Source organism: Microbacterium testaceum (genome assembly GCF_006539145.1).
Lineage (GTDB): Bacteria > Actinomycetota > Actinomycetes > Actinomycetales > Microbacteriaceae > Microbacterium > Microbacterium testaceum.
The window spans coordinates 105,734-119,624 of sequence record NZ_BJML01000007.1; the positions used below are offsets into that span (position 1 = coordinate 105,734).

Annotated in this window: 13 protein-coding genes; 7 read left to right on the forward strand and 6 right to left on the reverse strand. The window is 71.3% G+C overall.

Annotation, left to right across the window (positions count from 1 at the left end; all coding sequences use genetic code 11):
- Positions 1 to 14: 14 nt before the first annotated feature.
- Together MTE01_RS11360 and MTE01_RS11365 are read right to left on the reverse strand one after the other, a co-directional pair.
- On the reverse strand, positions 15 to 2,066 hold the full coding sequence (locus MTE01_RS11360; RefSeq protein WP_141377562.1) for a YhgE/Pip domain-containing protein: 2,052 nt from the start codon (positions 2,064 to 2,066) through the stop codon (positions 15 to 17).
- Positions 2,063 to 4,951 (reverse strand): MMPL family transporter, encoded by a 2,889-nt coding sequence (locus MTE01_RS11365; RefSeq protein ID WP_141377564.1) that lies wholly within the window; start codon positions 4,949 to 4,951, stop codon positions 2,063 to 2,065. Before MTE01_RS11365 ends, MTE01_RS11360 begins: the two co-directional genes overlap by 4 nt.
- 116 nt (positions 4,952 to 5,067) lie before the next feature.
- Between MTE01_RS11365 and MTE01_RS17235 the strand changes: the two genes are divergently transcribed.
- Positions 5,068 to 5,694 carry a TetR/AcrR family transcriptional regulator gene (locus MTE01_RS17235; protein WP_218026357.1) on the forward strand — a complete coding sequence of 209 codons (627 nt, stop codon included), beginning with the start codon at positions 5,068 to 5,070 and terminating at the stop codon, positions 5,692 to 5,694.
- On the opposite strand, the gene MTE01_RS11375 is transcribed toward MTE01_RS17235, so the two are convergent.
- Both MTE01_RS11375 and MTE01_RS11380 read right to left on the reverse strand, forming a co-directional pair.
- Positions 5,681 to 6,682 carry an o-succinylbenzoate synthase gene (locus tag MTE01_RS11375; protein WP_141377566.1) on the reverse strand — a complete coding sequence of 334 codons (1,002 nt, stop codon included), beginning with the start codon at positions 6,680 to 6,682 and terminating at the stop codon, positions 5,681 to 5,683. The two genes, MTE01_RS17235 and MTE01_RS11375, sit on opposite strands and share 14 nt — an antisense overlap.
- 16 nt (positions 6,683 to 6,698) lie before the next feature.
- Positions 6,699 to 6,878, reverse strand: a complete 180-nt coding sequence (locus tag MTE01_RS11380; protein WP_056223970.1) for a hypothetical protein — start codon at positions 6,876 to 6,878, stop codon at positions 6,699 to 6,701.
- A 94-nt stretch (positions 6,879 to 6,972) separates the two neighbouring features.
- On the opposite strand from MTE01_RS11380, the gene MTE01_RS11385 reads away from it, so the two are divergent.
- Positions 6,973 to 7,770, forward strand: a complete 798-nt coding sequence (locus MTE01_RS11385) for an LLM class F420-dependent oxidoreductase (protein ID WP_141377568.1) — start codon at positions 6,973 to 6,975, stop codon at positions 7,768 to 7,770.
- A gap of 39 nt (positions 7,771 to 7,809) precedes the next feature.
- Here MTE01_RS11385 and MTE01_RS11390 read toward each other — a convergent pair whose 3' ends face one another.
- Positions 7,810 to 7,989, reverse strand: a complete 180-nt coding sequence (locus MTE01_RS11390) for a hypothetical protein (protein WP_141377570.1) — start codon at positions 7,987 to 7,989, stop codon at positions 7,810 to 7,812.
- Positions 7,990 to 8,093: 104 nt separating this feature from the next.
- Here MTE01_RS11390 and MTE01_RS11395 point away from each other — a divergent pair, with 104 nt between their 5' ends.
- From MTE01_RS11395 to MTE01_RS11405, 3 genes are read left to right on the forward strand one after another with little or no spacing between them, the layout of a single operon-like run.
- Positions 8,094 to 8,996, forward strand: coding sequence for a 1,4-dihydroxy-2-naphthoyl-CoA synthase (locus MTE01_RS11395; RefSeq protein WP_141377572.1), 903 nt, complete (start codon positions 8,094 to 8,096; stop codon positions 8,994 to 8,996).
- 16 nt (positions 8,997 to 9,012) lie between these two features.
- Entirely contained in the window at positions 9,013 to 10,173 is a 1,161-nt protein-coding gene (locus MTE01_RS11400; protein WP_141377574.1) for an AMP-binding protein, read from the forward strand.
- A gap of 11 nt (positions 10,174 to 10,184) precedes the next feature.
- Complete coding sequence (locus MTE01_RS11405; protein ID WP_141377576.1) at positions 10,185 to 11,156, forward strand: 1,4-dihydroxy-2-naphthoate polyprenyltransferase; 972 nt, start codon at positions 10,185 to 10,187, stop codon at positions 11,154 to 11,156.
- 73 nt (positions 11,157 to 11,229) lie between these two features.
- On the opposite strand, the gene MTE01_RS11410 is transcribed toward MTE01_RS11405, so the two are convergent.
- Positions 11,230 to 11,565, reverse strand: coding sequence for a DUF4229 domain-containing protein (locus tag MTE01_RS11410; RefSeq protein WP_103205872.1), 336 nt, complete (start codon positions 11,563 to 11,565; stop codon positions 11,230 to 11,232).
- 109 nt (positions 11,566 to 11,674) lie between these two features.
- On the opposite strand from MTE01_RS11410, the gene MTE01_RS11415 reads away from it, so the two are divergent.
- Positions 11,675 to 12,091 (forward strand): PLDc N-terminal domain-containing protein, encoded by a 417-nt coding sequence (locus MTE01_RS11415; RefSeq protein ID WP_103205873.1) that lies wholly within the window; start codon positions 11,675 to 11,677, stop codon positions 12,089 to 12,091.
- Between the two features lie 3 nt (positions 12,092 to 12,094).
- The gene (menD, locus tag MTE01_RS11420; protein ID WP_141377578.1) at positions 12,095 to 13,870 is read left to right on the forward strand and encodes a 2-succinyl-5-enolpyruvyl-6-hydroxy-3-cyclohexene-1-carboxylic-acid synthase; all 1,776 of its coding nucleotides are present in this window, start codon (positions 12,095 to 12,097) and stop codon (positions 13,868 to 13,870) included.
- The last annotated feature ends 21 nt before the right edge of the window (positions 13,871 to 13,891 follow it).

The window sequence follows — 13,891 nt, forward strand, 5'->3', positions numbered from 1 at the left end:
GAGCGCGCCGCCGGCTACCCCGCGGTGGCGACGGCGCTCGCGGCCCGCGTCGACACCGTACGGCGACGCACGACGACCAGCGTCGTGACCACCAGCGCCAGCACGGCCCAGACGACCAGTCCCGCGGCTCCCGCTCCCACGCCGCCGACGGACGAGAGTGCGCCGAGCATCGCGTTGTATGCGGGGGCCGTCGGCAGCAGCGAGGCGAAGGCCGCCAAGACGGGCGGCACCGTCGAGACGATGCTCGTCGCGAGGGCGAGCGCGCCGACGATCGCGGCGATCCAACGGCCCGCACCGCCGAAGAGCGCGACGAGCGCCTGGTTCACGGCCGCGAAGGCCACGCCCGCGACCACGCAGATCATGGCGAACAACGCCCAGTCGCCCCAGTCGTAGTCGGATGCCACCTGCACGACGCCCGCGACCAGCATTCCCTGCACGGCTCCGACCACCGCCGCGGGAGCGAAGCCGCGCAGCGCGACGAGACCCGATGAACGCCGGCTGGTGAGAGCGCGGGCCGAGACCGCCTGGAACACCACGAACGATGCGAGAGCTCCGAACCACAGCACGGCCATCGCCAGCAGCGGTACCGCCGCGATGCCGAAGAGCGAGTCGCTGCTGCCCGACGCCGAGACGGGGTCGGCGACGACATCGGCGAGGTTCGTGGCCTGCGCGTCGGTGTAGGTGGGCAGTTTCGCGACGGCGGTGTCGAGGCCGTCCGCGAGGGATGCCGTTCCGGTCGCGACCTGGGTGATGCCGTCTGCGAGCTGGCCTGCTCCGGTCTCGGCGCCGGAGGCTCCGGATGCCACTTGACCGGCGCCCGAGGCCAGAGCCGAGGCTCCCGTGCCGAACTGGCGGGCGCCGTCAGCGAGCGTGGTGGCTCCGCCCGCGATGCCGTCCATGCCGCTCGCGATCGCGCCGATGCCCTTCGCGGCGTCGTAGCCGCCGTCGGCGAGCTTCTGGTTCGCCTGGGCGAGGGCGCTGAACCCGGCGGGGAGCTTCGACGCCTCCGCCGTCAGACCGCCGATCTGCGCGACGGTCGCCTTCGCTTTCGGCAGGGCCGCGTTGGCGTTGTCGGAGGCGGTGCGCAGTGCTGCGCACTGCTCGGGGGTTCCGGTGCACGTGTCCGCGGCTGTCTGCAGAGCGGCGGCGGCATCGGTGAGAGCGGTGTTGATCTGCGGCGCGGCGGCCGACAGCTGCTGTGCGTCCTCGGCGAATCCGGGCGGGATCTGGGCGGCGAGGGCCGTGATCTGTCTGGCCAGTTCCGCGTTGCCGTCGGCCAGCTGAGTGACTCCCGCCGCCGCGGAGCGCGTCCCGTTCGCCAGTGCCCCCGCTCCCGTCGAGAGCTGTGTCGCCCCGTCGGTCAGAGGCCCGGCTCCCGCGGCGAGCTTCGAGGCGCCGTCGGCGAGGCCGGTGGCACCGCTCGAGAGCTGGCCGAGGCCGTCGCGGAGTCCTTCGGCTCCGTGGGACGCCTGCGAGGCGCCGTCGGCGAGCTGGTGTGCCCCGCTCGCGGCCGTACCGAGTTGGTCGCTGAGGGTCGTGAAGCCGAGGAAGACGTTCTTCAGGTATTGCGACGACAGCGTGCTGCCGTAGACGTTGGAGGCGGTGGATGCCAGGGCCCCGGTGATCGCGCCGTCGACGACGCGGGCGTTCGGCGCCGTCTGCACGCCGATCGTGGCCTTCTCGGGTGTCTCGCCCGGTCGGGTCGAGAGGGAGGCGGCCGTGAAGTTCTCGGGAATCGTCACGACGGCCGTGTAGGTGCCGTTTTTGAGCCCCGCCGCGGCGTCCTCGTCGTTGGAGATGACCCAGTCGATGTTGCTCGGCTGGTCGTCGGCGCCCTTGACGAGACCGCCGGTGAGCTGTCTCCCGAGGGGGACGAGCTGCCCGTCGAGCTCCACGGCCTTGTCGTCGTTGACGATCGCGGCCGTGATGTTCTCGAGGCGGTCGGTGGGCTTGTAGAGCGCTCCGACGAGGATGCCGCCGATCACGGCGGGCAGCAGCAGCACGCCGATGAGCGTGAGCCAGGTGACGGGGCGGCGCGAACGGGAGCGCTCGACGGGGAGAGTCATGCGAACACCTCGGAGAGATCGGCGAAGGTTTCGGGTTCGGTGCGGTGACGACGAGGGGTCGGCAGGTGCAGGGAGGCGATGTGCGGTCGCTGCGCTTCGGCCAGGAGGGCCAGGGCGCGGCGTTCGTCGCGCGCCGAGACGACGAGGGTGAACGCCGACGCATCGTTTTCGCTGCGCTCCCGCGCCTCGGTCGCGGCGCGACGGAGCACCTCGGCGACGTCGTCGCGGGCATCGTCGTCGAGACGGTCGATGTCGGAAACGAGCAGCACACGCGTACCGCGCGCGGCGGCCTGCGCCACGTCAGCCGCGGCCGCGGCGGGGTCGTCGAGGAGAGCGACTCCGACGCGGGCGCGGACGGCTCCGGCGCGCTCGGGGACGAGGAGGCCGTCGACACGCAGTCGTCCGTCGATCTGCGACAGTCGCCCCGACAGGGCGAGCAGCAGCGTCCGCGTCGTGCGGGTCTCGCCCGTGACCAGCAGGGTGCCGCCGTAGGCGAGGCGCAGCGACACGTCCGAGAACACCGGTTCCTCGGCATCCGTCGGTCCGATCGCGCGCAGATCGTCGGCGGCGATCGCCATTGCGGGCTCGCTCGGCCAATCGGCCAGGCGCACCTCGCGCTCGACGGCCTCGCCCTCGACGTCGAGCTTCGGCAGGAGCCGGTCGAGCCAGCGCGGCATCCACCAGGCTTTCGCGCCCAGCAACGCGAGGATCGCCGGAACGAGGGTCATGCGGACGAGGAACGCGTCGACCGCGACGCCCACGGCGAGGCCCAGTGCGATGGGCTTGAGGCTCGAGTCGCCCTCGGGGACGAAGGCGACGAAGACGGCGAACATGATCACGGCGGCGGCGACCACCACACGGGCCGAGGCCGAGAAGCCGCTGCGGACCGCACCGAGCGCGACCTCGCGAGGCGTACGGCCCTCGCGGTTCGCGTGCACGTAGTCCTCGCGCATACGCGAGACGAGGAACACCTGGTAGTCCATCGCCAGGCCGAACAGCACGCCCATCACGACGATCGGCATGAAGCTGATGATGGGGCCGACCTTCGCCACGTGCAGGGCATCGGCGAACCACCCCCACTCGAACACGGCGGCCACGACGCCGAACGACGCGGCGACGGAGAGCAGGTACCCGCCGGCAGCGGTCAGCGGCACCCAGATGGAGCGGAACACGATCATCAGCAGGACGAGCGAGAGGCCCACCACGAAGAGACCGAAGGGCAGGAGTGCGGCACCCAGCTGGTCGGAGATGTCGATCGTCACGGCGGTGTAGCCGGTGACGAGCAGGTGCACGCCGAACTGGTCGTACAGGCGGGGCTCGGCGGCGCGGAGAGCACGCACGAGGTCGGCGGTGCGCGGGTCGTCGGGCGCGGTCTCGGGCACGATCTGAACGATGCCGGTGTCGGCGGTGGCGTTCGGCGTCGCCAGGGCCACCTTCGCGACCCCCGGGATCTTCGCGATCTCGTCGCCGATGCTCGTCATGAGGTTCAGCGGGTCGTTCGAGGTGACGATCGTGCCCGTCATGATGAGGGGACCGTTGGCGCCGGGCCCGAAGTACTCGTCGGTCAGCTCGTAGGCGACGCGCGCCTCGTCGCCCTTCGGCAATTGGCCGGCGTTCGGGAGCGTGAGAGCGAGCGACGCGGCCGGGATCGCCGTGACGCCGAGCAGGCCGATGACGGCGACGGTCGTGACCACGGGATGCCGAGTCACCAGGCCCACCCAACGCGTGGCCGGTCCGTTGCGTTCGGCGCGCGCCTTGGCGGCTTTCGCCTTCTCTGCGCGCTCGGCGGCGTCCGCTTCGCGCGCTTCGTCGTCGTCGTTCGCGGGGGCGCCGTGAGCGCCCTTCTTCGGTCGCTTGTATCCCCACCCCACGACGCGGTGGCCCGCGAACCCGAGGAAGGCGGGCGTGAGAGTGAGTCCCACGCAGACCGCGATCGCCACGGCGACGGAGGCGGCGATGCCCATGGTCGTCAGGAACGGGATGCCGGCGAAGCTCAGGCCGATGAGCGCGATGAGCACCGTGATTCCGGCGAAGACGACCGCGGATCCGGCGGTGCCGACGGCGCGGGCGGTCGATTCCTCGGGGTCCATTCCGGCGCGCGTCTGGTCTTGATGTCGCGACACGATGAAGAGGGCGTAGTCGATACCGACCGCCAGGCCCAGCATCACCGCCAGCAGGGGAGTGGTCGACGACACGGTGGCGAAGCCGGTCGCGATGAAGATGAGCCCGATCGAGAGGGCGACGCCGAGGATGGCGGTGGCCAGCGGCATCCCGGCCACGAGGAACGAGCGGAACGTCATCATGAGCACGAGCGCGGCGATGAGGACGCCGACGGCTTCGGTGAGCGAGGCGCCGGGGATCTCGGTGGCGAACAACTGGCCGCCGAGGATCGCCTGCGATCCGGAGGGGAGGTCGGTGCTGAGGGCCGTCGTGGCGGCTCGGAGCCCGTCCTTCGTGTCGGCGGGCACGGCGGTCGATTCGCCGGCGAACTGGATGCGCACGATCGCCGCCCGTCCGTCGTCGGAGATCCCGCCCGAGATCCGTGCGTCGTAGGGGTCGGTGACGGCCTCGACGAAGTCGAGCGTGCCGATCTCACCCTCTGCCTTCTCGATCGTGTCTTGGTAGGCCTGATCGCGCACGCTCGAGCCCTCGGCCGAGACGACGATGATCTCGGCGCTCGCGCCGCTCACCTGGGGGAAGGTGCGATCGAGCATTTCGAGACCGGCCTGCGATTCGGTGCCCGGGATCGCGAAGGTGTTGTCGGTGCCCTTCGCGAACACGGCGACGCCGCCGCCCGCGATCGCGAGGATCAGCAGCCAACCGGTCAGCACGCGCCAGGGGTGGCGGAACGACCAGCGGCCCAGGGTGTAGAGGAATGTCGACACGGCGGCTCCCACGATCGGTGAACGAGTCGATACATCACCGTATCGGATACATCAATGTATCGTAGACCTGAAGGGTGCGATCCTAGCTGGACGTCCACCCAGAACAGGAGACGCGGATGACCGACACCGCACCCGCCCCCTCGCGTCGGCGCGAGAACACCCGGACGCGTCTCATGGACGCCGCCGCGGAGATGTTCGCCGAGGTCGGCATCGACGCTGCCTCCGTCGAAGCGATCTGCGACCGCGCGGGCTTCACGCGCGGTGCCTTCTACTCGAACTTCGCCTCGAAGGAGGAGCTCTTCCTCGCCCTCTGCGGCCGCTCCGCCGAGACCACGATCGCCGCTGTCCGCGACCGGGTCACCTCGATCGAGGACCGCGGACTGGATGCCACGGGCGAAGTCCTCCATCTCGTCCAAGAAGTACTCGAGGTCGCGGGCGAGGACCGCCTCGACGTCCTCCTCGGCGCCGAGACGCGCGTGCAGGCCCTGCGCAACCCCGAGTTCGCGGCGGCCTACCTCTCATCGAACGGCGCCCTGTGCGACAGTGTCACGCAGTTCGTGCGCGACATCGCCGACGCGCGGGGGCTGACTCTGCGCCTGCCCGCGGACGCCGCGACGGAGCTTCTGCTGTCGGCCTGGATCTCGGCATCCGAGACCGCCGTCATGACGGGAACGTCACCCTCCGACGCGCGCGGTCAGCTGGGCGAGCGGCTCGCTCAGATCGTGCGACTCATCCTCGAGTGATCTCGAGAGCGGCGTAGCACCGCCGCAGCCGGTCCAGCCACCACTCCCGTCGATCGTCCGTCGCGGCCACCCGATCGAAATCGGACGACGAGGGGCGGGGGCGCTCGAGCGGCAGCATTCCGCCGCGGGCCACGAGGGGGGATCCCACGACATCGACCGTGAACAGCGAGGCGGTGCCGAGTCCGCAGTCGTAGTCGAGGTCGGGCAGCGCCGCCGCCAGCGCCACCCCCATCGACAGGCCGATGGAGGTGTCGAGGGCGCTGGACACCACGGCGGGCAGTCCCGCCTGCGCGACGATCTCTCGCGCCGCATGGACGCCGCCGAGGGGCTGAGCTTTGATGACGAGCAGATCGGCGGCACCCGCACGCGCCACACGCAGGGGGTCGGCGGCCTTGCGGACGCTCTCGTCGGCCGCGATCGGAATGTCGAGATAGTCGATCCGCTCGCGCAGCTCGGCGAGCTCGTCGATCTCGGCGCAGGGCTGCTCGACGTACTCGAGGTCGAACTCGGCGAGGGCGTGGACCGCTCGCTCGGCCTCGTCGACGTTCCACGCACCGTTCGCGTCGACGCGCACCCGTCCCTCGGGCCCCATCGCCTCGCGGACCGCTCGGACGCGTGCGACGTCATCGGCGAGCGTCTGGCCCGCCTCGGCGACCTTGACCTTGACCGTGCGGCATCCGTCATACCGGGCGAGGATCCTCGGCACTTCGGATGCCGCGACCGCGGGCATCGTGGCATTGACGGCGACGCGGTCGCGCACGGCCGGCGGTGACGGACGCCACCCGAAGTCGATGGCCCCGGCGAGCCAGGTCGCGGCTTCCGCATCGGCGTACTCGACGAACGGCGAGAACTCCGTCCACCCCTCGGGGCCCTCGAACACGAGCGCCTCTCGTGTCTCGATCCCCCGGAAGCGGGCGGCGAGCGGGAGGGAGACGACGCGCGCCGAGTCGAGGATCTCGGCGAGCGAGGGGAGGGCGACGGTGCTCATGCCCTCATCCTGCCGCTCAGCGCGGCCCGCCGCCGCCGAACCCGCCGAGCCAGAACGTCTGACGTTCGACGGTGTAGGAGGAGAGGTCGGGGGTGGACTCGAGCGACTCCTTCGCCGCCTCGGACTGCTCGTGGGTGCGTCGCGGGCCGAACAGGTAATCGCGCAGTCGCGCGAGCTTCGACATCTTCTTCGTCATGCTGACTCCGATCGTCGGGGCCTTCCCACGCTACGCGGCACCGAGCGGAGAATCCACCCGCCCGGGTGTCGGAGGGCGGGCATAGGCTGACGCCATGCTCTTCGATACCCCCGTCCGGCTCGGCGTGCAGATCCAGCCGCAGCACGTGCAGTACTCCGACATCCGCGACGCCGTCCTCCGTCTCGAAGAGATGGGCGTCGACGTCCTGTTCAATTGGGACCACTTCTATCCCCTCTACGGTGACCCCGAGGGCGAGCACTTCGAGTCGTGGACCATGCTCTCCGCCTGGGCCGAGCAGACCGAGCGCGTCGAGTTCGGCGCCCTCGTCAACTGCAACAGCTACCGCAATCCCGATCTGCAGGCCGACATGGCCCGCACCGTCGACCACATCAGCAAGAAGGGCGGCGACACGGGTCGCTTCATCTTCGGCACGGGATCGGGATGGTTCCAGCGCGATTACGACGAGTACGGCTACGACTTCGGCACCGCCGGGACGCGGCTCAACGCTCTGGCGACCGATCTCGACCGGGTCGTCGCGCGCTGGGGCAAGCTCAACCCGGCGCCCACCCGCAAGATCCCCGTCATGATCGGCGGCAAGGGGGAGCAGAAGACCCTGCGCATCGTCGCTCGTCACGCCGACATCTGGCACAGCTTCGTCACCCCCGACGAACTGCCGCACAAGTTTGGTGTGATCGAGAAGTGGGCCGAGGCAGAGCAGCGCGACCTGTCGGGCCTCGTCGTCTCGAACGAGCTCAAGGACCGAGACGAAGACGTGGCCGACGCCCTGTTCGACGCCGGAACCCGCCTTTTCACGCTCGGCTTCTCAGGTCCCGAGTGGGACTACTCGCTCGTCGAGCGCTGGCTGCGGTGGCGCGACGGCAAGAACGCGTGACGACGACGGCGCCCCGGCGATGTCGGGGCGCCGTCGCGGTCACGGTGTGAACTGCGCGCCCCCGGACGTCCCCGTCCAGTTCTTCGCGGCCTCGCCCTGGTAGTACGCGCTCTCGCTCTGGTGGTTCATCGACCGCCGTGCGTCCTCAGACTGGTCGTGTGCGGGCGCTCCGAGGAAGTACTCGCGGATGCGGCCCAGGATCGACACTTTCTTCGTCATGCTGACTCCGATCGTCGGGGTCGTCCAGGCTACGGGGCATGGGGACGGTCGTCCACCGCATTCATGCCTGCTCTCGCGGCGACCCCCGCGCGTAGGCTGAGCGGGTGACCGTCTCCGAGCTCTTCGACCCCGCGGAATGGACCCTGGCGCCCGGCGCCGAGGACTACACCGACATCACGGCCCACGTCACGCACGACGGTCGGGTCGCGCGTATCGCCTTCGATCGTCCCGAGGTGCGGAACGCGTTCCGCCCGCACACGGTCGATGAGCTGTACCGCGCCCTCGACATCGCGCGGCAGGATCATCGCATCGGCGTCGTCCTGCTCACCGGCAACGGCCCGAGCCCCAAGGACGGCGGCTGGGCGTTCTGCTCCGGTGGTGACCAGCGCATCCGCGGCCGCGACGGCTACAAGTACTCCGAAGACGAGACGACCGTGCACGACCCCGGTCGCGCGGGTCGCCTGCACATCCTCGAGGTGCAGCGGCTCATCCGGTTCATGCCGAAGGTCGTCATCGCGGTCGTCCCCGGGTGGGCGGCGGGCGGCGGACACTCCCTCAACGTCGTGTGCGACCTGTCCATCGCGAGCGCCGAACACGGTCGTTTCAAGCAGACGGATGCCGACGTGGGCTCGTTCGACGCCGGGTACGGTTCCGCGTACTTCGCGCGCCAGATCGGCCAGAAGTTCGCGCGCGAGATCTTCTTCCTCGCCGAGGAGTACTCCGCCGAGCGCGCGTACGAGATGGGCGCGGTCAACCGCGTCGTGCCGCACGCCGAGCTCGAGCGCGAGGCCCTCGAGATGGCGCGCACGATCCTGACGAAGTCGCCGACCGCGATCCGCATGCTCAAGTACGCCTTCAACGCCGTCGATGACGGTCTCGTCGGCCAGCAGTTGTTCGCCGGCGAGGCGACGCGCCTCGCCTACGGCACCGACGAGGCGGCCGAGGGGCGTGACTCGTTCCTCGAGAAGCGCGACCCCGACTGGTCCGACGTGCCGTGGCACTACTGAGCACCGGGTCGCGCGCGTGAAGCTCGAGCCGGCGGCATCCGACGATCCGCGCGACGTGCTGCGCGCTCTGCGGGCGGCCGTCCTCGGCGCGGGTCCCGCCGTGGCGCTCGGCGGCTCGGACCTCGCCGGTGAGGTCCCCCCGGGGACGGCGGCGGTGGTCACGACCTCGGGGTCGACGGGTGTGCCCAAGTCGGTCGTGATCAGCCGCAACGCCCTCATCGCGAGTGCGTACGCCACGGCGGCGCGCATCGGCGAGGGCGCGTGGCTGCTCGCGGTCCCCGCCACCTACGTCGCCGGGGTGCAGGTGATCGTGCGGGCACTCCTGGCCGATCGAGAACCCGCCGTCGTCTCGGGCCCGTTCCGCGCCGAGCCGTTCGCCGCGGCGGCCCTCGGCATGGCGTCGCACGTCGACGGTGCCCGCGTCCCGAGCTACACCTCGCTCGTCCCCGCGCAGCTGCAGAGACTTCTGGATGCCGCCGAGCACGACGCCACCGTGGCGCAGGCCCTGCGTTCGTTCGAGGCCATCCTGATCGGAGGGCAAGCTCTGGCCCCGTCGGTGCGAGAGCGAGCGGAGGCAGCGGGAGCACGGATCGTGCGCACCTACGGCTCGAGCGAGACCAGCGGCGGGTGCGTCTACGACGGCGTCCCGCTCGACGGCGTGGGCGTCGCGATCGTCGACGGCGAGGTGCGCCTGTCGGGACCGACGCTCGCCGGGGGCTACCTCGGCGACCCCGAGCGCACGGCATCCGCCTTCCCCTCCGATGCGGCCGGCACTCGGTGGTACCGCACGGGCGACGGGGGAGAGGTCGTCGACGGCGTGCTGAACGTCACCGGTCGCCTCGACAACGTCATCGTCTCGGGAGGGGTGAACGTCTCGCTCGACCGGGTCGAAGCGGCCGTGCGCGGCATCCCGGGCTTGGAATCCGCCGTCGTCGTGCCGATCCCGGACGCGGACTGGGGCCAGGGGTCCGCCGTGGTGGTGACCGGAATCGATCCGTCCCGAGAGCGCGAGGTGCTCGCCGCGGTGCGCGAGGTCGTCGGTGCGGCGGTCGGGGCCCCGGCACGACCGGCCCGCGTGATCGCGATCGCCGAGGTGCCCACCCTGCGCTCGGGCAAACCCGATCGGGCAACGCTGCGTCGACTCGTCGGCGAGGGCTCGCCGGACCCGCGGGATTAGACTGACCCCTCGTGGCAGCACAGTCTCGCAAGCGTCCGAACACCGCCAAGAAGCGTCATTCGGGCGGCAACCCGCAGAAGGCGAAGAGCGGTGCGCCGCAGGCGGTCACGCCCGCCACCGCGCGGGACTGGATCGCCGCCGCGCGCCTGCGCACGCTGCCGCTCGCCATCACCCCTGTGCTCATCGGTACGGGGGCTGCGACCCTCGTCGACGACCAGTTGCACGGGGTGATCGCCCTCGCGTGTCTCGCCGTCGCCTTCGCGCTGCAGATCGGCGTCAACTACGCCAACGACTACTCCGACGGCATCCGCGGCACCGATGACGTGCGCGTCGGCCCGGGTCGCCTCACCGGCGGCAAGAAGGCGAAGCCGCGGACCGTGCTGATCGTCGCGCTGTCGTTCTTCGCTCTCGCCGCGGTGATCGGGCTCGCCCTGGTGATCCGCACGGGGCAGTGGTGGCTTCTCCTCGTCGGCGCCGTGTGCATCGTCGCGGCCTGGTTTTACACCGGCGGCAAGCGTCCCTACGGCTACAACGCGATGGGCGAGATCTTCGTCTTCGTGTTCTTCGGCCTGGTCGCCACCCTCGGCACGACCTGGCTGCAGGTGCTGTCCCTCCCGCAAGAGGCGTGGTTCGGGGCGGTCGCCGCGGGGCTCCTCGCCTGCGCGGTGCTGCTGGCGAATAATCTGCGCGACATCGACCAAGACCGTCTCGCGGGAAAGCGCACCCTCTCGGTTCTCATCGGCCGTCGCGCGACCCAGGTGCTGTTCACGGTCTTCGTGCTCGCACCCTTCGCGATCGCCGCGTTCCTCGCCCTGGTCTACCCGGTGGCCTGGCTCGAGGGGATCCCGCTGCTCGGCGGGCTCGCCGCGATCCTCATCGTGTGGACCTACCGCGCCCCGCGCGAGCTGATCACCGCGCTCCAGGTGACGAGCTTCACCTCGGTCGCGTACGGCGCGGTCCTGTTCGGGGCGTTCGCGGTCTGACGGCGCTTCGCGCGAAGCGGCCGTCGGGCGTCAGCGCGAGAACCGGCCCGTCGACACCTTCGAGGGGCGGCGATCAGCCGCGCGAAGCCTCGCCCGCCGCGCTCGGGTCCTCGGCGACGTCGCTGCGCGTGGCATCTACCACCGCATCTTCGGCGTCGGCGTCGGTCTGAGCACCGGTCCGGCGACCGGTGGCGGTGCGCTGCGCACGACGCTCGGCGAGACCGCCGGTGACCTTGTCGAGCGGACGACGGAGGAACAGCGTCGACAGGCTCAAGCCGATCAGAGCGGCGAAGATGGCGGCGAGCCACGGCAGTTCTTGGAACACCGGGAATAGCAGCAGGATCCCGAGGGGCACGAGGAAGGCGAGCAATCGCAGCACCGTGTAGACGAGGGCCGAACGAGCGCGCATACCGTCATTCTACGGCGGGCGCTTCTGCGGCGATCCCGGGTGGTTCGAGCGTGGAAGACCGCGCGCCGGCTCCGGGCCCCTGCCCAGCCGGCGCACGTAGAATCAGGTCATGGCACGGTTGCTTCTCATCCTGGCGCTCGTGGCGACCGTCTTCTGGGTCTACACGATCGTGGACTGCGCCGTGCAGAGCCCCTCTCGCCATCGCGGCGTCAACAAGCCCGCGTGGCTGGCGATCGTGATCCTTCTGCCCGTGCTCGGCGGCATCCTGTGGTTCGCCATCGGTCGGGGCCGTGCGACCCAGACGGTCGTGCGACGCGCCCCCGACGACGACCCCGAGTTCCTCGGTCGCATGACCGCGTCGGCGCGCGCCGAGCAGGACGAGCGCATCCGCCGTCTCGAAGAGGAGCTGGCGCAGCTCGACTCCGAAGCCGACGACCCGCAGCCCCCGAAGAAGACGACCGACCCGGACGACACCCCCGGCAAGGGTGACGACGACACCCGCGGTCAGCGCGGCGCCGTCGGCTGAGTCGTGGTCCTCGACAACGCGCGCGCGGCCGCGCCGGCGACGGACGCGGCCGCCGCCCTCCTGGCAGGTCTCGTCTCCCGCGGCGTCCGTCACATCGTCGTGAGCCCGGGTTCCCGATCCCAGGCCCTGGCGCTCGTCGCCGCCGAGCTCGAACGCCAGGGACTCGTTCACCTGCACGTACGCATCGACGAGCGTGTCGCCGGCTTCACCGCCCTGGGCATCGGGCGTGAGACCGGGATGCCGGCGGTCGTCGTCTGCACCTCCGGCACCGCCGTGGCCAACCTCGTGCCGGCCGCCCTCGAGGCGCATCACGCCGGGGTACCCCTCCTGCTGCTCACCGCCGATCGGCCGCCCGAACTGCGCGGGGTCGGCGCGAACCAGACCACGCGGCAGCCCGGGCTGTTCCGCTCCGCCGTCCGCCTCGAAGCCGACCTGGCGGTCCCCACGGTCACCGACGACGACGCGAGCTCTGCGCAGACCGCCGAGCTCGATGCCGTGGCGGCTTCCGCGCTCGCCGCGGCGCGGGGTCAGGGTGCGCGGGCCGCGGGTCCCGTGCACCTGAACGTCCCGTTCCGCGAGCCGCTCGCGGGGGCGGCTCCGTCGTGGGTGGCGGAGCGGGCGGCATCCGGAGCCCGTCCCGCCGGAGAGAACGCCGACGGCTCCGGAGCGCTCTACCAGGGCGGCGGGGGCATCGGCGAAGCCGACGTGGCGCCCGAGGCCGAGGCGGCGCACGTGGTCGAGCCCGGGCCGCGAACGGTTGTCGTCGCGGGCGCCGATGCGGGGGCCGCGGCGGAGCAGTTCGCCCACGACGGGGGCTTCCCCCTGATCGCCGAGATCGTCAGCGGCTCGCGCTTCGGTCGGCAGATCGTGCACGGATACCGCGCCCTCGTGAACGCCCCCGAACTCGGCGGACGCATCGAACGCGCGGTCGTGTTCGGTCGGCCCACGCTCAGTCGCGAGGTCACCCGGTTGCTGATGCGCGACGACGTCGAGGTGATCGCGGTGCGCGGACCGGGTGAACCGGTGAACCTGAACGGTTCCACCCTCGCCGTCGACGCCGTCCGCGCAGGCGTGGGCGAGGGCGACCGCGCGTGGCTGGGGGAGTGGATGCGTGCCTCGCGCGCCCGGGCCGTCGACCTCTCGCCGCCCGCCCCCGACGCCGACGGACTCGCCTCCGTCGTCCCTCACGAGCGGCTCGGGGCGATCAACGCCGAGCTCGAGGTCATGCGCGCGCCCCTCGATCGCCCCGCGCTGGTCGACGCGCTCTGGCGCGCGACCTGGCCCCACGACCGCCTCGTGTTCGGTTCGTCGCGCATCGTGCGTGTCGCCGACGAGCTGCTCGGCGGCAAGAAGGTCGCCGTGCACTCCAACCGCGGGCTCGCCGGCATCGACGGAACCATCGCCACGGCCACGGGGGTCGCCCTGGCCAGTCAGGTCGAGGAACGCCCCGGGGTGACGCGTCTGCTGCTCGGCGACCTCGCCTTCCTGCACGACGTGGGCGCGCTGATGCTGCCCCCCGGCGAGACCGAACCGCGCCTGCAGGTCGTCGTCGGGAACGACGGTGGCGGCACGATCTTCGACGGTCTCGAGGTGGCGACGGTCGCGGGCGACGATGCCATGGCGCGCGTGCAGTACACCCCGCACACGGCCCGGCTCGAGCAGCTCGCCCTCGCCTTCGGGTGGGAGTACCACCGCTGCGCCACCCGCGTCGCCCTCGACCAGGTGCTCACCGCCCCCACCGGCGGGCGGCAGCTGATCGAAGTCCCCCTCCCGCGCTGAATCCGGCCCGTCAACGGGTGG

Coding starts and splice junctions, on each gene's coding strand:
- MTE01_RS11360 (WP_141377562.1), bottom strand. CDS start 2,066: ATGACTCTCCCCGTCGAGCGCTCCCGTTCGCGCCGCCCCGTCACCTGG.
- MTE01_RS17235 (WP_218026357.1), top strand. CDS start 5,068: ATGACCGACACCGCACCCGCCCCCTCGCGTCGGCGCGAGAACACCCGG.
- MTE01_RS11375 (WP_141377566.1), bottom strand. CDS start 6,682: ATGAGCACCGTCGCCCTCCCCTCGCTCGCCGAGATCCTCGACTCGGCG.
- MTE01_RS11380 (WP_056223970.1), bottom strand. CDS start 6,878: ATGACGAAGAAGATGTCGAAGCTCGCGCGACTGCGCGATTACCTGTTC.
- MTE01_RS11385 (WP_141377568.1), top strand. CDS start 6,973: ATGCTCTTCGATACCCCCGTCCGGCTCGGCGTGCAGATCCAGCCGCAG.
- MTE01_RS11390 (WP_141377570.1), bottom strand. CDS start 7,989: ATGACGAAGAAAGTGTCGATCCTGGGCCGCATCCGCGAGTACTTCCTC.
- MTE01_RS11410 (WP_103205872.1), bottom strand. CDS start 11,565: ATGCGCGCTCGTTCGGCCCTCGTCTACACGGTGCTGCGATTGCTCGCC.
- MTE01_RS11415 (WP_103205873.1), top strand. CDS start 11,675: ATGGCACGGTTGCTTCTCATCCTGGCGCTCGTGGCGACCGTCTTCTGG.